Annotated in this window: 16 protein-coding genes and 1 pseudogene; 1 reads left to right on the top strand and 16 read right to left on the bottom strand. The window is 41.6% G+C overall.

What is annotated here, in order from left to right:
- Nucleotides 1–132 precede the first annotated feature (132 nt).
- The 12 genes from LJE72_RS20260 to LJE72_RS20205 form a co-directional block, all read right to left on the bottom strand.
- Nucleotides 133–1,533: a sigma-54 interaction domain-containing protein gene (locus LJE72_RS20260; protein ID WP_229249804.1), complete on the bottom strand. Its 1,401-nt coding sequence runs from the start codon at nucleotides 1,531–1,533 to the stop codon at nucleotides 133–135.
- Between the two features lie 26 nt (nucleotides 1,534–1,559).
- Nucleotides 1,560–1,964 carry a MaoC/PaaZ C-terminal domain-containing protein gene (locus LJE72_RS20255; RefSeq protein WP_229249803.1) on the bottom strand — a complete coding sequence of 135 codons (405 nt, stop codon included), beginning with the start codon at nucleotides 1,962–1,964 and terminating at the stop codon, nucleotides 1,560–1,562.
- Nucleotides 1,957–2,355, bottom strand: a complete 399-nt coding sequence (locus LJE72_RS20250) for an FAS1-like dehydratase domain-containing protein (protein ID WP_229249802.1) — start codon at nucleotides 2,353–2,355, stop codon at nucleotides 1,957–1,959. The genes LJE72_RS20255 and LJE72_RS20250 overlap by 8 nt, the downstream gene beginning before the upstream one ends.
- Nucleotides 2,356–2,752: 397 nt before the next feature.
- Nucleotides 2,753–4,756 carry a sigma-54-dependent Fis family transcriptional regulator gene (locus tag LJE72_RS20245; RefSeq protein ID WP_229249801.1) on the bottom strand — a complete coding sequence of 668 codons (2,004 nt, stop codon included), beginning with the start codon at nucleotides 4,754–4,756 and terminating at the stop codon, nucleotides 2,753–2,755.
- Between the two features lie 800 nt (nucleotides 4,757–5,556).
- Nucleotides 5,557–7,527: a sigma-54-dependent Fis family transcriptional regulator gene (locus LJE72_RS20240; protein ID WP_229249800.1), complete on the bottom strand. Its 1,971-nt coding sequence runs from the start codon at nucleotides 7,525–7,527 to the stop codon at nucleotides 5,557–5,559.
- A 582-nt stretch (nucleotides 7,528–8,109) separates the two neighbouring features.
- Complete coding sequence (locus LJE72_RS20235; protein ID WP_229249799.1) at nucleotides 8,110–8,496, bottom strand: hotdog family protein; 387 nt, start codon at nucleotides 8,494–8,496, stop codon at nucleotides 8,110–8,112.
- A 92-nt stretch (nucleotides 8,497–8,588) separates the two neighbouring features.
- A complete protein-coding gene (locus tag LJE72_RS20230) occupies nucleotides 8,589–9,248 on the bottom strand; it encodes a 3-oxoacid CoA-transferase subunit B (RefSeq protein WP_229249798.1) in 660 nt (219 codons plus the stop codon).
- Nucleotides 9,248–9,895 (bottom strand): CoA transferase subunit A, encoded by a 648-nt coding sequence (locus LJE72_RS20225; RefSeq protein ID WP_312038951.1) that lies wholly within the window; start codon nucleotides 9,893–9,895, stop codon nucleotides 9,248–9,250. Before LJE72_RS20225 ends, LJE72_RS20230 begins: the two co-directional genes overlap by 1 nt.
- Before the next feature lie 399 nt (nucleotides 9,896–10,294).
- The gene (locus LJE72_RS20220) at nucleotides 10,295–11,110 is read right to left on the bottom strand and encodes an enoyl-CoA hydratase/isomerase family protein (protein ID WP_229249797.1); all 816 of its coding nucleotides are present in this window, start codon (nucleotides 11,108–11,110) and stop codon (nucleotides 10,295–10,297) included.
- A 13-nt stretch (nucleotides 11,111–11,123) separates the two neighbouring features.
- The gene (locus tag LJE72_RS20215) at nucleotides 11,124–11,534 is read right to left on the bottom strand and encodes a Zn-ribbon domain-containing OB-fold protein (RefSeq protein ID WP_229249796.1); all 411 of its coding nucleotides are present in this window, start codon (nucleotides 11,532–11,534) and stop codon (nucleotides 11,124–11,126) included.
- A gap of 16 nt (nucleotides 11,535–11,550) precedes the next feature.
- On the bottom strand, nucleotides 11,551–12,723 hold the full coding sequence (locus LJE72_RS20210; protein ID WP_229249795.1) for a thiolase family protein: 1,173 nt from the start codon (nucleotides 12,721–12,723) through the stop codon (nucleotides 11,551–11,553).
- A gap of 35 nt (nucleotides 12,724–12,758) precedes the next feature.
- On the bottom strand, nucleotides 12,759–13,922 hold the full coding sequence (locus LJE72_RS20205) for an acyl-CoA dehydrogenase family protein (protein WP_229249794.1): 1,164 nt from the start codon (nucleotides 13,920–13,922) through the stop codon (nucleotides 12,759–12,761).
- Between the two features lie 984 nt (nucleotides 13,923–14,906).
- On the opposite strand from LJE72_RS20205, the gene LJE72_RS20200 reads away from it, so the two are divergent.
- Entirely contained in the window at nucleotides 14,907–16,262 is a 1,356-nt protein-coding gene (locus tag LJE72_RS20200) for an acetyl-CoA hydrolase/transferase family protein (RefSeq protein ID WP_229249793.1), read from the top strand.
- Nucleotides 16,263–16,705: 443 nt separating this feature from the next.
- Here LJE72_RS20200 and LJE72_RS20195 read toward each other — a convergent pair whose 3' ends face one another.
- The 4 genes and pseudogenes from LJE72_RS20195 to LJE72_RS20185 form a co-directional block, all read right to left on the bottom strand.
- Entirely contained in the window at nucleotides 16,706–17,788 is a 1,083-nt protein-coding gene (locus LJE72_RS20195) for an alpha/beta fold hydrolase (RefSeq protein ID WP_229249792.1), read from the bottom strand.
- Nucleotides 17,789–18,019: 231 nt separating this feature from the next.
- A complete protein-coding gene (locus LJE72_RS26350; RefSeq protein ID WP_282437933.1) occupies nucleotides 18,020–18,838 on the bottom strand; it encodes a methyl-accepting chemotaxis protein in 819 nt (272 codons plus the stop codon).
- Between the two features lie 137 nt (nucleotides 18,839–18,975).
- Nucleotides 18,976–19,107: pseudogene (locus LJE72_RS26825) on the bottom strand (pyridine nucleotide-disulfide oxidoreductase); the annotation flags it as partial.
- Between the two features lie 33 nt (nucleotides 19,108–19,140).
- Nucleotides 19,141–20,475, bottom strand: a complete 1,335-nt coding sequence (locus LJE72_RS20185) for an MFS transporter (protein ID WP_229249791.1) — start codon at nucleotides 20,473–20,475, stop codon at nucleotides 19,141–19,143.
- Nucleotides 20,476–20,487 lie beyond the last annotated feature (12 nt).

Here is a 20,487-nt window from a genome sequence, read left to right as displayed (position 1 = left end):
ATAAAACAGAGCCCTCCATACAAGCAAATACCTGCCGGAAGGCTCTGAACTGTATTAAAGCTTATACACGCCACGATACACTTACATTCATGTATACAATTAGAAGTACCTCGACATAGTTTATGCATTTAACTATTGAATGCCATATTGATGTAACTTATTGTAAAACGTCCGCCTGGAAAATCCTAATGCTTTCATTGCTTTTGTCCGGTTATTGGCATTATTGTCTAAAACCGATAGAATCAATTCCCTTTCCGCCATTGCAACAACCTCCTTGGCGTTATTAGATTTATCCTTAAATCTAATAGAATCATGATTCACGGGGATTATTCGAGCCGGCAAGTGCTGTATTTCGATGGATTTACTGTTGCAAACTATACTTGCATGCTCTAGTACATTTTGTAATTCCCGAATGTTACCAGGCCAGTCATACTTATGGAAAAACCTTTCAACTTCAGGAGAAATTGTTAGTTCATGCCCAATCCTTCGAGAGAACTTATCTAAAAATGTTTTAGACAGTGCCTTTATATCATCCTTTCGTTCACGCAACGGCGTTAAATATAGATCTACAATATTTAGTCGATAATATAAGTCGCTTCGGAAGGTGCCTGCAGTGATCATGCTTTCTAAATCACGATTAGTTGCTGCAATCACCCTTATATCGACTTTGAGGGTCTTAGTTCCTCCTACCCGCTCAAACTCCTTTTCTTGCAATACACGTAACAATTTTGCCTGCATAGCAAGGCTCATATCACCTATTTCATCCAAAAAAATTGTTCCATTATGGGCAAGTTCAAATTTGCCGTACTTACCCTCCTTTTTAGCCCCTGTAAAGGCGCCATCTTCATACCCGAATAGTTCGCTTTCAAGCAAATTATCAGGTATAGCGGCGCAATTCACCTTAATCATTGGCATCTCCTTGCGACGGCTGCTATTATGAATTGCCCTGGCTAATACATCTTTCCCTACGCCGCTTTCACCTAAGATTAATACCGTGCTATTTGTACGTGCGACCTTAGCCGCTAATACTAAGGTTTCCTTCAAGCGAGTATTTTGTCCTATATATTCCTTAAATGACAGTGGCAGTTGTTCCCATTGCTCTAACTGCTCCTTTAAATAGTCAGCGACACCTCTCGTTTGCTGCAATTTGCGATCCAATTCAACAACTTCAGTCACGTTTTTGAAAATTGATACACAGCCAATAACCTTTTTTTCCTGATAAATAAGAAACGAACTACCGACCACGTTTATACCAAGTGACGCTAAAAAATCTTCTCTGCTTTCAGCCGGCTTACCCGTACGAAGTAAATTTATTGCCCCGGATTTAGGTTCTATTATATCTAGCCTGCGTCCTAAAACTTTCGCAACGGGTACTCCTAAAATCCTTGCATAGGCTTCATTAGCATATACAATGGTCGTATCGGCATCAATTACCAGTACAACATCGTGAATGTTGTTCAGAATGTTAAATAAAAGATCTTTATCCCAGCGGGGAAAATAACCGGTTGTGATCGCATGTACCCCTGCGCTCATATATTTATTCCTCTCAATAATTTATGTTAGTTATTAATCGAGATTTTGGCTAAGCCCGAAATAACTTTTTCCTCATTCTCGTTTCTTGCTTCTAAATTACACACTAGTGTTTTTTCCACTCGCTCACTGATAATACCATAAAAGGTGATTTTATTACCTGGACGAACCATTTGTTCGAAACGAACACTAAGCATAACAATATTACCCTCTTGACCGATCCACTCTGTGAGCATCGCAGCCATATGAGCCATAGTCAGCATACCATGAGCAATTACTCCACCTAAACCAGCTCTTATTGCATAGTTGTCATCAAGATGAATAGGATTAAAATCTCCTGAAACCTCAGAGTACTGGCGAATTTGCAAATGGTTAGGAGCCCATACTTTTATTGGCAATCGGTCAGAGACCTGATAACTCATCAAATTATTCATTGGCCGTCTCCTTTGTTGGGGCGAAAAATGTGGAACTAATAGTAAACACCTGCTCGCCAGTTAAATTAATACCGGTAGTTTCAATTACGAAAAATGTTACCTTTCCCAGCTTAGTAGTGCGTTCATAGACATCCTTAATACACAGCTTATAACTAAGAATATCTCCTATTAAAAGCGGACGATGGTAAGTGAATTTCTGTTCCCCATGGATCATACCGGGAAGCATCTTAAACCCAGGTATGTCAGCTCGGGTCAGGGTTTCGACAAATGTAGCAGGTACACGATCATCAAACTGAATCTCTAAAGTCTCAGCAAACCTACAAACCTCCTCGTGCTCTATTTTCAATACAACAGACTCACTCTGTCTCCCAATTAATTCTTTCCCAATCATACAAATCCGCCTTCCTCTATTCGTGGAAGATTTTTTGTTAATAGACTAAAATTTGCAATCTTCAATATTCATAGAATGCAAAATTTGTGCCAATATTGCAGAACTCTCCAAAAGGCAAACTGCCTGCTGGAGAGTTCTGCAACTATATTAAGTTTGTCACATATCTAACGACACTTATTTATCTGGAAATATTTCCGTCAAACAAAAATACCTACATCGATGATTGATACCGCAATAAACTAGTTTACATATAAATTTATCCCTTTAGTTATGACTCCTTACAAAGCACAATTGTGTATATTTAGACACAGTGTATACTTCAATTGTGTATCTTTAGAGCGATATATTGACCTGCTGTTAATTGCTTCTGGTAGTGTTTCGTCATCCACAGATTAGTTTAATTAACTGAGTTGTCAGTTATATTTCTAACCTTGCGGTAGAGCGTACTACGAGCAATTCCTAATTCTTTAGCCGCTAACGTCATATTTCCATTGTATTTTTCTAGACACCCTCGTATTGTGCTCTTTTCCGTTGCGCTCTTAATGGTTTCAAGCCTATGTTCACTTTTATTAAGTGGCCTATAATGGGTTGAAAGATATAATGTTTCGGGTAACAAGTCAGAACTCAAGGTATTGCCGTCTGCTAGATTTACGGCTCTGTCAATTACATTCTGCAGTTCCCGAATATTTCCTGGCCAATCATACTCTGAACATATTCTAAAGACATCTGGAACTATATGATCTATCTTTTTACCTAGCCTGTCGGATAATAGTTTGACAAAGTTAGATATAAGCAGTGGAATATCTCCGACTCTTTCTCTCAGGGGTGGAAGTGGAATATTTACAACATTTATACGGTAAAACAAATCAACTCTAAAATTCCCTTTTTTAACCTCTTCAGACAAATCTTTATTGGTAGCGGAAATCACCCTAACATCCACTGGAATAGCGCCCTTGTCTCCAACCTTGGTCACTGTCTTTTCCTCAAGCACACGCAAAAAGGAGGTCTGCATGTCAATGGGCATATCCCCTATCTCATCAAGAAAAATAGTACCGCCATCAGCAAGTTCAAACTTCCCTGGGCTGCCACCTTTTTTAGCCCCGGTAAAGGCACCTTCTACATAGCCAAAGAGCTCGCTTCCCAATAAGTCTCGTGGGATAGCAGCACAATTGATCGCAAAGAAAGGTTTATCCTTCCGCGAGCTTGCATTATGAATAGCTTGGGCGAACAAATCCTTACCAGTACCGCTTTCACCTAACAAAAGGACATTTGAATAAGTTTTTGCGACCTTAATGCCAATCTTGATGCAGTTAAGAAATTTTTGTTCTTGTCCAAGGATATCGCTGAACGTAAAACGAGCATAATTTCCCAAGGCGCTGGTGACCAACTTTGCTGTTCTGGACAGCTGCTGAATGATTAAAATCTTGCCCAGCAACTCCCCGTGTGATTCTAAATAACGTGTTGAAACTACACATCTGATAACTCCTTCAGAATTTCGAATGTTAACAAACCGATCCAGCACACTTTCTTCTGAATTAATAACACTGGCCAGCTCCTGGTACCGCTTATTTGTTCCATAGGTTCGTTTCAAAACTTCGAAAATATTTAAACCAATTGGGTTTTTTTCAAGGCCCAGAATTTCCAAGGCCTTATAGTTTACATGTATAACCGATCCGTACTCATCAACGGCGATCAATCCATCTGAGAAACACTCCATGATGACGGTTTTAAAGTGATTAGCAATCTCCCATTTTCTAGCTAAGCGGCGAACCGCCAGTTGTTTCTCAATGGAATCAACTGCAGCAACAACCATTCCTAAAGTATGAGGGTGGATCTTAGTATAACTTGCAGCCACAGTTAGGATTCCAATCAATTCCGAAGTATCAGGATCATGAATAGGAGCAGCACAAGTAGAAACTTCCTTGAGACATTCGCACCAAGTCTCTTGAGGATGAACAATAAAAGGCTTATCATGATAAGCTACTAATGTTGCAGCAGTCGTTCCCATTACAGACTCTGTCCATCTGTATCCCGGAAATGCATTAGTCAGTTCATGCGCAGCCAATTGCTCATGATCGCCAATAACTTCAAGTATAATTAGTTCACCATTTTCAACTGGCCCAAGCAATATCGAAAATCCCGAACCTTTTACATAATTATAAAAATTATCCATAGTCGGAACTCCAATATCTATTAGATCCCTGTATTTGAATTTTAACTCTTCAAGATCTTTAGGGGACACCATTTCCAGGTTCTTTTTCTTGTAAGGATCAACTTTACCTTTACATCTTTGCCATGAGTTCAAGACCTCAATGCTCAATTTTGAAGTGTCAATTGATCGACCCTGGATAAATTCCTCCCACATACTTTTCCCCTGATTGCTGTCGTACAAAATAATCAAATCTCCTCCCAAAGCTAGGAAGTATATTATGCTTCATGGTATAAAGTTTTACTTCAAGAGTTTTCTACGATTCTACAGCTTGCCTTTCAATTTCTATCAATGTAGTTTGTTGACCATAACTTCGTATTATTATTTATGATTCTACATATTTTTCGGACTTTCCTTCAATTAATAACTGCAAGTTCTAATTTAAAGTCCTGATTGCCCATTTTGTCTTAATTCTCTGCCCATGGCTTTGGCGATCTGACGAATAAAAAGCTTTGCTACGTCCGGATCTAGGAAAAAGTGTCGCCAAACTCAGGTTATAATAGTCTTTACTTGCGTAATGCTTTGGTTAGATCAAGCCATAGAATCAATGACTGATGAAAATTTAGCCGGCACCATGCCATAGTCGACAACGGTTGCCTTAGTTGCACTTAATATAACTAGTGATGTACGAATCTATTCTTTCGAATAAGAATAAAATAGAAAAACCACCAAGTGCAAAACAGATCAAAAAATGTGCTTAATCCCTGCTCTTGCTAGCTTTGGCGGTTTTTTATTACTATCCGTTATAAGTCAATCCCATATCCTTCGACTTTTCTATAAGGTCGTTCTCCCACTTTTCAAACGTATAACCTTTTAGTTTATTTTGAGTTCGAGTGGATTATTTTCTGGGCTGGTACACCGTCTATTAAAGATCGTCCCGAAACGATCGTTGCTGTACGTGTCTAATATTTGCCGTTAGTTAAACCAGTAAACCGCACTTCTTTGGAATAGCGGTCAACTGACAAAGATCTATGGAGTTTATTGATTTTGTTCTATTCCTGATTTAATTTACGATATAAAGTACTTTTAGAAATTCCTAATTCCTTAGCTGCTTTTCTTACATTCGCATATTTTTTTATACAAGCTTTAATTATTTCAGATTCAATAGTCTTTGAATATTGTTTCAGATTTGCTTCATGTAAATTATCAATTTCGTTATTGTTCTTCGTAATGTGTTCGGGCAAAAGATCAGTAGTAAGTAGTTTTCTGTTTGACAGATTAATACTTCGCTCAATTACATTTTGTAATTCTCTTACATTTCCGGGCCAATCATACAATGTGCAGGCTAATACATAGGATGTATCTGCATTGACTGGTAGCTTACCTAAACGAGCCGATGTTGTTTTTATCATATGGTCTATTAGAAGCGGAATGTCAGTTCTTCTCTTTCTTAATGGCGGAATGTCAATACTGATCACATTAAGCCGATAGTAAAGATCTTCACGAAAGTTCCCTTTTTCAAATTCAATTTTTAAATTCTTATTGGTAGCTGCAATTATTCTTACGTCTATCGGTATTGAAGCTTGACCGCCAATGCGGGTTATTGCCTTCTCTTCCAGCACCCTCAATAGAGAGGTTTGCATATCTAAAGGCATATCTCCGATTTCGTCTAGAAATAGAGTTCCACCATTAGCCAACTCAAATTTTCCGGGATTACCATTCTTCTTAGCTCCAGTGAAAGCGCCTTCAACATATCCGAAAAGCTCACTTCCTATAAGTTCATGCGGTATTGCGGCACAGTTTATCGCGAAATACGGTTGGTTACTTCGAGTACTAGCATTATGAATAGACTGCGCAAATAGGTCTTTGCCGGTTCCGCTTTCTCCCAGAAGTAAAATACTGGATCTAGAATCAGATACTTTAATGGCATTTTCAATGCATCTAAGAAATTGTTCATTAATTCCGATTAGGTCATTAAAGGTTACTCTTGCATTATTACCAATGGTTCGTGCGATCATAGTATCGAGACGAGACATTTCTTGTACGGTTATTACTTTTCCAATTCGCTGTTCATTTAAATCAATGCAACGAATAGAAATAGCGCATCGAATTGTTCCAGATTTGGAAGAAATGTTAATCAATTCATCAGTAACACAATCATCACACATTAAAACGTCACTAAATCGCTTAGTACTCTTAAACGTTTCAAAAACTTCTGACAAAGCTGAAATAATGTTATACCCGACAATATCTTTACTAAACCCGAAAGTCTGCATGGCTTTTTTATTTATGTGAGTAACCATCATTTTACTATCAATAGCTATTAATCCAATAGCGGCGGATTCTATTAGCAGGGTTTTATAACTATTTTCTATCTCGGCTTTCTTCTGTACTCTAGTAGTCATTATTTGTTTTTCAATTAAGTTGACCAATGCCACGGTCATTCCCAGAGTATGAGGATGTACTAATTTGAAATTACCTGCTATGGTAAGAGCGCCAATTATTTCCCTAGTTTCTGGGTCGTGAATTGGTGCGGCAGCTTGTGTATTATCTTTTAGAAGACAAACAAAGTTCTCAAATGGATAAATTTGAAAAGGTTTATCCTCAAAAAGGGCCACAGTAGAAGCTGAAGTTCCAGTAATGTGTTCTGCCCAATTACTGCCTGGTATGCAATTTATATATTTACTTTGGCGCAAAGCTAACTCGTCACCAATTATTTCTAGAATATAGTTGTTTTCCTTCTCTGCAGCTACGAGACCTATTTCAATCCCACCATCGTTGATCATATCATAGAGATTCTGCATTACTGGAACCGTTATTTCTATAATTTCCTTATATTTTAGCCTTAACCTTTTAAAATCCTCTTCAGCCAATAATTCTGTATTTCTTTTCATATAAGGATCGACAGTTTTTTTGCTACGCTTCCATGACTCGAAAATTTCTGATCGTATTTCGCTTGGATCTATTTCCTCGCCATTAATAAATCTCGAGTGTAGCTCTCTTTGCCTTTGAAATGCGTCCATAAATACCTCCCTTAATTGAGCTGAGTGCATAGCATTCGAGGCCCTCCGAAAAGGTCCTCCCATAACAATTGCCATTATGAAATTATTACGGGAATAACACAAAAAACAAAAGCTTTTATCGTTGCCTTAATTGGGACGAAATATATAATTATTGTAATAATTAATATTTACCCAACGCTAACTATTAATGTTAATACTCATAAATAGAGTACGATCAAATACTCATTATATGTTACAGAAGACATTGTTCTTATTTTCAACCCCCTGTTGAAATTATTCTTCCATATAAAAACTTAATAGTTCAAAAGCCAACCTCTCCTAAGATTATGCAAGAAATATGCCACGATCTAAACAGCAAAGAAACTGGCAAGTGTTCGATCCATTTTCTAAACCTAATTATCCGAAATGGGACAGTATCTTTAGATTTGTTTACAATATAGTCTGAATTCATTGACTTTTTTGGCATTATCTCAAATAGGACACTTCCTCACGAAAGTGTCCCATTTGAGAGACTAATAATTACAAATTAATGGACCTGTCCATACAAATACATGATAATAGCCTCCGTCAGAAGGATAAGCCTTACAAAGTAGGTTCTTGTCCAATACGAATCCCAATGGCCGATCCTATTAACACCGTTTCATTGTTTTGATTAGTGCATTTCCAGGAACACCATATTTTTGTGCCCTTCCTTATTTCTTCGATTCGTTCAATTAACGAGCTACAGGTTATTGTGTCTTCAGTGTATACAGGCGACACAAATTTCATTTCCATTTGACAGCCTATTAAATTGAGGTCGGTGCCTATTTTTATTGGCAAGCTTGCTGTTAGTAAACCCTGAACCATAAGTCTGCCGAGAGGGTCAGTTTCTAGATGAACTAATGCTGTGTTTTCTGTCAATTCACCAAATATCCTGACTTCCAAGTTGGTGAATTTTCTTCTATACTTAAAAACCTCTCCTACTTTCATTAGTCCCTCCTTGATTTTGGTGTATAAATTTGTACTAAACAGGTTTCAAGAATCTAGCATAAATATCTAAGGGGTATCCTTTTCCTTTTATCCTAGTAATATTTCACAGTCTCTACCCCATCGGCCGAAATAATTAAATCTGCTTCTGTTTTAGATCTAACCTCTTCAATGGTTGTATCAGGAGCTATTTCCCTGAGCACTAGGCCCTCTTTAGTAACTTCCATCAAGGCCAGCTCGCTAAGAATCCAGTGAACACTCTCCTTGGCAGTAAGAGGCAGCTTGCATCTCTTTAATATTTTCGGATTACCGGTTTTATCACAGTGCTCCGTCACTACCACCACCATCTTTGCTCCGATAGCCAGATCCATGGCCCCACCCATACCAGGCACTAGTTTACCTGGAACCATATAGTTAGCCAGATTACCCTTTTCATCAACTTCAAGCACTCCAAGTACCGTGGCATCCACATGCCCCCCTCGGATCAGAGCAAAGGAGGTGGCACTGTCAAAGTAACACCCTCCGGGCAGTATGGTTAGGGGACTGCCACCGGCATTGGTAAGATATGGGTTATCATAGCCCTCTTCAGGAGCGGGGCCAAACCCTATTGCACCATTTTCGGTTTGAAAATTCAGTTGAATGCCCTCAGGGATATAATCCGCCAAGGCAGTCGGCATCCCGATGCCCAGGTTTACGAGCATACCATCCTTAAATAACCGGGCACCCCTCCTACCCACTTTTTCCCGCAGGTCCATTATTTACCCCTCCTTACTAAGTAATCCACCAGTACACCAAGGGTTGTTACATCTTCCGGGTCCATAAAGTCCACCAGATTATCCACTTCGGCAACGACTATATCCGCTGCGAAGGCCATTTCAGGGTTAAAGTTTCTGCCGGTAGCCTGATAACGCAGGTTACCGTACTTATCCCCCAGGAAAGCCTTTATAAATGCAAATTTAGCTCTTAAAGGAGTTTCCAACAGCATTTCCCTGCCGTTAATGATTCGGATCTCCTTTCCTTCAGCCACTAGGGTCCCTACTCCGGTAGGAGTGTAAAAGCCACCTACTCCATTTCCTCCGGCACGGATACGCTCAATGAGCGTGCCCTGAGGATTTAACTCTACTTCCAATTCTCCGTTACTCATTTGGCGACCGGTTTCCCGGTTAGTTCCCAAGTGAGAGGCGATGACCTTTTTAAATTGATGATTCATTATCAACTTGCCTGCACCGCGATCAGGCCACCCAGTATCGTTACATATTAGACTTAGATCCTTAACGTTCCTGCGAACTAAAGCATCACAAATTGTTTCAGGACTACCAACCGCCAGGAATCCCCCTACCATGATGGTATCGCCCTTATTCACCATAGCCGCAACTTCATCTGAAGTTATTACTTTTGCCACTTCAAACCTCACCTCCACAAGTCAGAGTACTTATTAGCTCTCCAAAGAAGCGCACGTCAAATCCACCGCCTACGCAAAGAGAAGCGCCATCAGTCGTTTTCTCAATCCTTTCCAATTCATAGTAAAGGCTGACTGTTATGCGCAGAGCAGTCGCTCAACGGATGTCCCAGCCGATTTGAATCCATTGTTGTCAATGTTGCCATTCTGTTCAAAGCAATATAAAAAAGGGAAACCGGTAACTCCGAAAAGGTAAGTGCAGGGCAACCAAAAAGGATTTGTTAACCGATGGCCAACGCAAATTTTACCTTGCCAGATTACGAAGTGTCCCAAATCTCCAAATTCCTTTACGGAGTTAAGAAAGGTATATTCACCCTATCCTCCATCGAAACTTTATCTAAATTAGCGGCCTTTGAAAACCGGTTTGCGTTTTTCTAAAAAAGCTGTGGTACCTTCCTTGAAGTCCTCAGTATTTCCCAGCCACATATTCATACCCCGTTCTATCGTCTGTGCAGCCTGGATACTTCCACAAGAAATTCCGTCATTGATTACCGTTTTGGCAGCTCTAACTGCCAAAGGGGGCTTAGATAAAATGGCTTTCACTGTTTTTTCCACCGCAGTTATCAAATCCGCCTTGGCAAATACCTTATTAACCAGATTAATCTTAAGAGCTTCGTCAGCGTCAATCATTTCAGCCGTATAAATCATTTCCTTGGCTCTATTGACAGGAATTCTTCTGGGTAATCTGGTCATCCCGCCCCATCCCGCTAATACGCCAAGATTGATTTCCATCAAACCAAAAACCGCATTGTCCGCTGCATAAATATAGTCAGCGCAGAGAGCTAGTTCCAGACCTCCCGCCAAACAATAACCGTTAACTGCAGCAATCACTGGTTTCTCCATATAGGTCAAAAGAAACTGGATATGGTTGCCGCGTTGGTAGGCATAATCATACCCTTCATAGTTATTCATCTTATTGAGCAGGCTGATGTCTCCGCCAGAACAAAAGGCATCGCCTTCCTCATCACCGGTGAGGACAATAACCCGAATCGTATTGTCATATCTGATCTGCTCCAGAGCTTCAATAAGCTCTAATTGCATTGGATCATTAAGGGCATTTTTCATTGGAGGGTTACTCAAAGTTAACCACAGAGCTCCTCCATCTGCACCTTTTCTTTCATATTTAATAAATTCAAACTTGGTCTTTACTTCTGTCATTGATTTTACCCCCTCACACCAACCGGAACATGACCAAAGTAGTGTCCGTGGTGACATCTTCAAATACTGCTTCTACATCAGCACCGATGGTTATCTCTTCCGCTTTGGCGCCGACGATTTTACTCAGCATACGCGGCCCTTCTGCCAGATCAATCATAGCCAGAGTGAAAGGCTGATCTTTAGTAAACGCCGGGGGCGCTCCTAAATAAGTGGTGGAATAAGTATAAATCTTCCCTTTACCCGAAGCTTCAACCCAAATATGCTCCATGGACATACATTCTGTGCAGTATAGATAGGGTGGATGGTCAATATTCCCGCATTCTTTACACTTTTTTAGTAGAAACTTGTGATCTTGGGTACCCTTCCAGAAGTCCTGGGACCATCTTTGTGGATTCGGTAACGGTTTATTGTACTGATTGCTCATTATGTTCACTCCTTTCTTAGAGTAATTGATTACTCATAACGGAACAGTGGGTGTCCATGAAGGCCCCGCCACCGCAGTTTTCGACTAAGAAACGGGCACCGGGAACTTGTGCTCTTCCTGCCTTGCCCTGCAATTGCCGAACGCTCTCCACGAATAGAGCTATGCCAACCCCTGTACCGGTGTGGCCAAAGGACAGTGCCTCACCATTAGTACACACCGGCATCCTTCCCCCTGGTGAGGTATGCCCTTCCATAAAGAACTTACCGGCTTCCCCTCGTTTGCAGAACCCCATTTCTTCAAAAAGTATCAACGTAAGCATAGGATAGGAGGCATAAATCTCGGCAATATCCATGTCTTTTGGTCCGAGTCCGGCTTGCTGGTAAGCAAGATCAATTGCCGACTTTGCTTTCATCCTGGTTAGGTCCTTAGCCTTGGTCAGGTTACGGTGGGAATATTCTGATCCTTCTCCCAGAATGTAGACTGGTTTGTCCACTAACTTTTTAGCTCGTTCGGCAGTGGTCATAATAAAGGCGCTTCCACCGTCCGCAAGCACATTGCACATGTAAGCAGTCAGCGGAGTCGAGATCATTTTAGAGCCGAGTACCTGTTCAAGGGTCAATGCTTTTTTGTTCATGGCATTGTCTTGAAGCAGGGCCCATTTACGCGCGGCGACACATACAGAGGCAATCTGTTCGATGGTTGTCCCGGTTTCGTACATATACCTTTCGGCAAGCATCCCGCTCAACGCATTAAAACTCATGCCATAAGGAATCTCCCATTCCGGGTCGGCTCCGGCCTTAGCAAAGCCCTCTGCCAACTGTCCCGGGGTGAAGGTTGAGAAGCGCTGGGCATGGATAACCAGAACCATTTCATGCCCAGCGAGGAGTAAACCCTGTGCTGTTTTCCGCAACGAGTTGCTTGAGGCCCCACCGGAGGAAACCAACGCGGTAGTTTTACAGTTCTTTATCCCCAGGGCCTCTGGGAGACGTCCAAAGGTGACCTCGGTGTTCCAGTCGTTATCCATGATCGACATGGCACCCAGTACACCGTCGATGTGGTTTTTATTAATACCGGCATCCTTAATGGCCTTATAGGCGGCCCATGAAGCAATTTCCAGAGGAGTCCGGTCAGGATACATGCCACACGGTACTTCTCCTGTTCCGATGATTGCAAACTGTGCTTTACTCATGAATTAACCTCCTTGTCTTGATAAGATTAGTTAATCTAATAGGATTTAGGCAATCCCGTCCATTGAGCGATCATATTTTTAGCCATTTCATCCGATATCGGTGAAAAGATCATCTGTTTATAATCCCGGAAGTGACGCTGCATGGAATATTCCATGCAAACCCCGTACCCTCCTAGGATCTCTGTTCCCTTGATGGCGGCTATCTCAGAGGCCCGACCAGCTACTAACTTGGCCATTGCAGCTTCCATATGGTAAGGAAGACCGTTTTCCAATAGATAACAGCATTTGTAGATGAGATTGGTGGCATTTTCAATCTCAATCAGCATATCAACCAAGTAGTGCTGGAGTACCATGAATGAGCCGATGGGCTTGCCAAAGGCGAACCGCTGTAAGGAGTACTCGTGAGCTTCCTTGTAGGCAGCTTTGGCAATTCCGAGTGACAGCATCGCTGTGCCGATTCTCTCGGGATTAAGGACATCCACTAATTTGTTCCATCCATTATTTAACTGACCCAACAGGTTTTCGGCAGGTACAACCACGTCATCAAAGAAGATCTCGGTTGTTCCACAAGCATGGATGCATACTTTTTTAATCAAGTTAACGGTAATTCCTGGGATCTTAGCATCGACTAAAAAGACAGACATTCCCTTAGTACGTTTAGCAGCAGTGGGATCGGTGATGGCAACGACCAGCATGTAGTCAGCCACATGTCCACCGGAGATGAATACCTTCTGTCCATTAAGGACATAGTCCTTTCCTTTTTTTACGGCACTTGCCCTCATAGAATTAATAATGTCAGTTCCACCCCCCGGCTCAGTTAAGGCCAGGCAGTACTTCGTCTCTCCGGCGGCTATCTTGGGTAGATGGAATTGTTTTTGTTCCTCAGTTCCCATTCCGCCAATCACTTTCGCGCCAAAAGACACGGCTAATCCCGCACCGATAGCCACAGCCGCTGATGCGATAGCCACCTCCTCCATAGCCACCATAAAGTCAGTAAAGGTCATTCCGGCGCCACCATACTCTTCGGGAATAGTCATTCCAAACAAGCCTAAGTCAGCCAGCTTTTTATAGAGATCATCGGGAATAAAGTCGCAGTTTTCATCCATCCAAGCTACATAGTCTTTGGTAAGTTCTTTATCACAAAACTTCTTGAAGGTTTGCTTTAGCAATTTATGCTCTTCAGTTAATCCAAAATCCACTGAAATCTCTCCCTTCTCTTTCGAATTCATTTTCAATGCCTGGCTACCCATATTGCAAATTGTGTGCCAATCATATTCCTTCCCTCAAGTATTCCTATCGAGGAAGGCGCTCGGGGATACTCTATCCTACGCCGGTAAGTATTCCTATCGGGACCACGACTTCGGCGATACTCTCCACCGGAGAGTATCGTACCGGAGGCTATCGTCACCGAAGTAGAATCACCACCATCCGCTCAGCGGGTGTTTGCACTAGCCCTATAAGGGCAGGTACTATACATAGCCTCAAGGCTTACTGATAGATCCGTCAATTGTAAAGCTTCTCCCGACGCCTCCAAGGAGGCAAATCAAGGACTGTCGCTTTAATCCAAACTATCTTTCAATAGACACAGAGAACTTGGTTAACAATTTATAGCCCCCAGTTCAGTTGAAACATCATGCGAGAATCAATTCTTTTCATAGCAAAGCTTTTTGGAACCACCTGCATAGCAGGTGGTTTTCGTTAGACAAAAATAAGGAACACCCACTTGAAAGAGTGGGTGTCTCTGATTGATGAATAATTACATGTCCCACATTTGGGACTGTCCTTTATGGGTTTAGCATTCATTTTTAGGACCTTTTAGTTTTTTACAGTAATAAATAAGTAACCTGCAGTTTCCCGACACTTGAACGGATCTGGCAGAATAGGCAATAGCAGTTTCAGCTAGTTCCAAGTGAGATAATACCGGTTTCACCTGCTCTAATAAGTCATTGGCATAAAAATTGCATTATTGTGTTGTTATAGTTATAGATTTATAGCCAGTTCTACCGTTATCTTGTAATCGTTGCTTCGTTTTTCCTTCCTGCCTAGCTGGGTTACGAAAGGAGGCAATCACAGAAGGCATATCTTCGATGATTGAGTTAACGCTATACAAGTACTGTTTCAGAGAAAAATCTCCGGATATGAAGTTGGTAGCAATTTAATAGTATTAAGAGAGAGGTATTACTATGAGTTTCTATACTAAAGAATATCAAAGCAAGTTAAAGACTGCAGAACAGGCAGCCGGTATGGTGAAATCAGGAGACTTAGTGGATTACGGTCAAGCCGGGATCAAACCCATAGAATTTGATAAAGCATTGGCAGCTAGAGCCGATGAACCTGGTCTCAAGGATGTTATCGTCAGAGTAACCAATGCCATCCCTCCCATTCCCCAGGTCGCAGTCCAAGATCCAGAGCATAAAACCTTCACCTATTATAGTAATTTTCTGGGCATCATCGATAGAATGCTGTACAAGAAACAGCTTGCCGGATTTATCCCCGGCAACTACCATCAGGTTGTGGATTTAATGGTGCAACAACCTCAAACTATTGGATCTGTGTGGTGTGGGCAAGTAACGCCAATGGATGAAAACGGCTTTTTCAGCTTTGGCATTACTAATTCGCATAACTATGCCTATGGAAAAGGGGCAAAGCTAAGAATCGTAGAAATAACCCCAGATATGCCTAGAGCTCTTGGAGGTTATCATGAGGGTTTTCATATAAGTGAAATAGATGGAATTATCGAAACCAACAATGCTGTTCCCTGCTTGCCCCCTCCGGCTGAAGCCAGACCTGAAATAAAGAAAATCGCTGGATTTATTATGGAAGATATCAAGAACGGATCCTGCCTCCAATTGGGAATAGGTGATGTACTTAACGAGATAGGGAAAATGATTTCTGAATCTGATTTAAAAGATCTTGGCCTTCATTCCGAGTTATTTAACGACGCTATGATGAAAATGTATAAAAATGGCCAAATAACCAATGCCCGAAAGGCTTATGATCAGGGTAAGACAGCTTATACATTCTCTTTTGGCAGCCGGGAATGCTATGATTTCATTCATAACAACCAACTCTTGGCTTCTTATCCGGTCTATTACACAAATCTTCCCGAGAAAATTGCCGCACACGATAATATGATTAGTATCAATAACATTATGGAGATAGATCTATTGACCCAGATTTGTTCAGAATCCATCGGCTATAATCAGTTTTCCGGGACTGGAGGGCAAGTGGATTTTGTAACCGGAGCACTGAAATCCAAAGGGGGAAAAGCATACCTTGCCTTCACTTCTACCTATACGGATAAGGAGGGAAAACTTCATTCCAGAATTAAGCCGATGTTGACTCCGGGAGCAGTTGTCACTGTACCACGCACATTGACGCCAAACCTAGTAACGGAGTACGGCAAAACGAATATGTTTGGTTTATCAATCTGGAGACGGGCGGAAGAGTTGATTAATCTTGCCCATCCAGACTTCCGGGATGATTTGATTAAAGAAGCCGAGAAGATGAAGATTTGGAGACGATCAAGCAGGATATAGATAATTTATTCAATCGTAAGACTCCCACTTCAAGTGGGAGTGGGCCCTCGTACTCCGCTTCACGATAGTCTCCGGTGGAGAGTATCGCCGAAGCCGCGATCCCAGAAGGAATACGTATCGGCGTAGGATAGATTATCGCCGAGCCGCCCTCCCAATAGAAATACTTAGCGGCGAAGGATGGTAGACTCCCCCACCGAAGTCTCGATGTTCAACTTTAGTTGAATGAGTTCACTTATAAAATAGAGCCGTGGCCAAACTTAAGTTTCGCCACGGCTCTATTCCTCTATTTGTGCTGGGATCATTATATGCTTTACATCAACTGTTTTAATTTTTGATCTCGGAATAATCTATAGACTGCTTGGTATTATCTCCAATAGGACACTTAAAGCAGAAAACAATCAGCAATTCTGCTGGTGCATAACGACGGGTTTTTAATTTATGAACTATTCGCTTAAAAAGAAGTCCTCAATAATTTGAATAAACTGGTCAGGATTATCTAAATGAGTGACATGATCAGAATCTACTCTTATATATTCACAATTAGGGATTAAGGAAACCACTCGATCTGCCTCATCCTGATCCAGTCCACCATATAATTCACCAGAATCAAGAATTTCGAAATTCGCATGAATCAGTAATGCCGGACAAGTAATTTTTCCAAGGGCTTGGGCATGGTCAAAATCCCCATTCCAACTTCCATCATAAAATGCATTGCCAAAATGCGGATCATAGTAATTAAAACCTCTAATCATCAGTCGTACAGTATCTGGAAGAAAGGATATTTCAACCGCTTCTCCTGGATTCGAGCTCCGATAGCTGTTAACAGCTGATTTAATTAAAGGCACTGAAAACTTTCCGGCATGCTTCTCAAAAAAAGCCGAATTACTTTCCAGCCAGTAGAGCAAAAAATCATCGTTTTCGATTTCCTCAACATAATTATGGGCAGTAGAAAAGGATCTATAAGCAACCGTTTCCTTCACTTTAGGATACTCTGAATTAAATAACGGTGGATCTTCAAGGACAATGGCTTTAACCAGTTCCGGCTTATTAGCCGCCAGCCAGGTGGTTAGCAGTCCGCCTGACGAATTCCCTGTCACATAGGCCGGTTCTTGAATTACAGTTTCTATTAAAGTAGCCAGATCCCCTCCTATCTGATTGGCATTCATAGGGTACTTCTCCGGATAGGTGGTTTTGCCATGACCTGGGTAATCCACGGCAAATACATGAAATTTAGTAGACAGCTCCGGCATTACTCGGCTGTAACTGTACCAATCCATATGCTGGGCATTTAATAAAAGTAAGGCAGGCCCGTTATCAGGCCCCTCGGCATAGTTAAAATTAACCTGACCGATTTGCACATTTTTTTCCGTAACCCCTGCTTGAGCGAGCTTCTCATGCCAAGGGTCTTTGTAATTATTCAGATAAAATCTGAAGATAATAAATGCCATTGCCAACAGGAGGATAATAATACCAATTACAAATAAGAAAATTTTGAGTTTGGAGTTTAAGATAATATTAAAGGCCATTTTTCCCTCCTAAATCGAATAATCCATTAAACTTAGCCACTATTATAGTTGACTGAGTAATATTGCACGTCTCCTTCTTGGCCGATAGTTTTCTCTATTACGCAATTATTCTACCCAGGCTAGTAGAAAATTATCGTGGTCAAAAACAGAATGCAGCGCGGTGAGTAATTCTATTTTTGCCAATAATGCATTATGTACTAATATTGGACCATTCAAGGAGATAGGATAACCTTAATCCAGCTTAGACAAATTTGTTAATACTTCAGAAGCTGCTGTAATTTCTTCCAGTGTCGCTGTGATTTCTTCTGTTGCTGCAGCCTGTGCATCCGCAATTAGTCTCGTGCTATTGATTTCTTTAGCAATTTCTTCCATGGACTTCCGAATTTCCAATAGAATCTTAGAGACTTCCTTAGAGGATTCATGACTGATCTGAGAGAGCTTTCGCATTTCATCAGCGACAACCGAAAAGCCTCGACCTGCTGCTCCAGCCCGGGCAGCTTCTATGGCTGCATTGAGAGCTAATAGATTTGATTGGGAAGCAATGTTTTGGATTGAAGAGAGAATTGAATTAGTATCTTGGATTTGCTGATCAGCTGTCTTAGTAAAACTTAAGACACTGTTAATTGTAGACGCCAGTTTTTGCGAACCTAAAGCAATCTCTTCAACACTTATATTGGTTTGCTGCAGTGAAATAAAGATCGCCTCTGACGCTGATTCAATCTTATGCTTATTTTCAAGACTCTTAGCATAGATGACTGTACCGATAATTTCGCCCTTTTCACGCAGAGGATAAACACCGGTTTTAACAGCAGGATCACTTTCTGTTTTGGTTCTAATACCAGAGTGCCTTTTGCCTGTCTTCATAACCTCCATCATCGGAGCACCGGCAGGGATATCATCCCCGATTATATTCAATTTGAATTTATCCGCCTGGAAAAATCCGATAAACTTCTTTCTATCCGTGACTCCGAAGGCAATATCTTCTTGGAGTAGTTCCTTCAGTAAGGGGAGAACTTCCATAAGAGAATTTATGATCTTATTTGACGACATATAATACCCTCTTTCAACTCATTAGTATCAGTCGGCCTTTATCCTGATTTAAGAACGCTGATCCAAACTCCGAGCCATTTCCAGACCTTGGCGTAATAAATTGACTGTTATATCATCGCCCACTGCTTCTTATCATCTTTTACTACTTCAGAAAAACTTACCCCGACGACTTCATCTCTTATAAATTCAACCCCGAAAGTCTCAGCATATTTTTTGAAATCCTTCATGAGATTCGGTCCGCTGGTCTGGATATATCCGGAATAATTGACTTCAGGTTTCCATGGCTAAGGCAAGGTATACGCTTACTCAATTTGTTCTAGGGGTACCCCTCCAGTGCGCTGACCTAAGAAGAAGACGACTGCTGCTGCGAGAATGAATAACGCAAAGACTCCGATGAAGACGCCGCTAGCTCCGTACCCTGCCGCTATAAGAGGGATAAGCGGCTGCGAAAAGGCAACGGCCAAGCGCTGGATAGCATTAATAATGCCGACTGAGGTATTGCGCATTTTAGTTGGATAATGCTCCGGAGCATAAGCCATGGCGATAAATCCGTAGGACATTGAAGCCGCATTTAATAAGAAGGCGATAATCAACGTGAGGACATAGTTATTGCCCACGAAGGCATAGCCCAAGGCTAAGATCCCTGTCAACAAAATTGTGATAGTTAACGGAATCTTGCGCCCACCTTTATCAGAGAATGAAGAGGAAATCAACAATCCAAAAGGGCCTCCAAACATAAAGGCAACACCAATGTTGATACTCTGTTCCAGAGTAAACCCTCTCATACTTGCCAAGGTCGGAATCCAAGTAACCAGGGCAAAGGAGGCAATCGTTGCCGGAATGCCAATAGCCAGCAAGGTCGAGGTGCGCTTGAGGTACTTGCCGGAGAACATTCCCACCAATTGTTCACTGGTGCTGAGTTTCGGAGGAGTAGTTTTAGCAACATCGCTCAGATCCACATCCATGCCGCTGAGTTCTTTCACAACCTTTTCCGCATCAGCGACTCTACCTTTAGAAACCAACCAGCGAGGGGATTCTTTCAGGTATATGAGTCCCAGGAAGAAGGTGATAAAGCCCAAACCTCCTATGTAGAAGATGATCCGCCAAGCTTCCGGACCGCTCGGAATGATCGCTCTGGAAATCATGCCAATAATCGGCATCGCACAGAATCCCCCTGCAGCGGTTAGGCTCTGCCATTTGCCCCGGCTTTCTCCGGGAGAAATTTCCGCGATGTAAGCAATTGAAGTGACCATCATCATGAAGATGCCGAAGCCGGTTGCTGCTCTGGCGATAAGAAAGACTCCAAAGTCGGAGGTGGTTCCGTTAAGAATAGACATTGAAGAGAAGATGAACATGGCTGTCAGGAAGGTCTTGCGGCGACCTATAAGGTCGGAAATAAATCCTCCCAGTAATCCTCCAAGGGTCATACCCAGGAAGTAGATGCCAGTAATTGTAGCGACTTGCGATGGTATAAGAAAACCGCTTTTAATTAGTGCCGGGGCTATAAATGCAAAATTATTGTTATCCATTTGCTCGAAAAAATAAGAAAACACAATGAGGACAAAGAGAAACATCTGCTTTTTACTGACGGGTAGACCATCAAAATAGTTGTTTTTCTTTCTAATTAATGTAGACATTTGAACACTCCT

The sequence above is a fragment of the Desulfosporosinus shakirovi genome, from assembly GCF_020595055.1.
GTDB classification, from domain to species: domain Bacteria; phylum Bacillota; class Desulfitobacteriia; order Desulfitobacteriales; family Desulfitobacteriaceae; genus Desulfosporosinus; species Desulfosporosinus shakirovi.
This window is presented reverse-complemented; position numbering and strand designations above follow the sequence as displayed.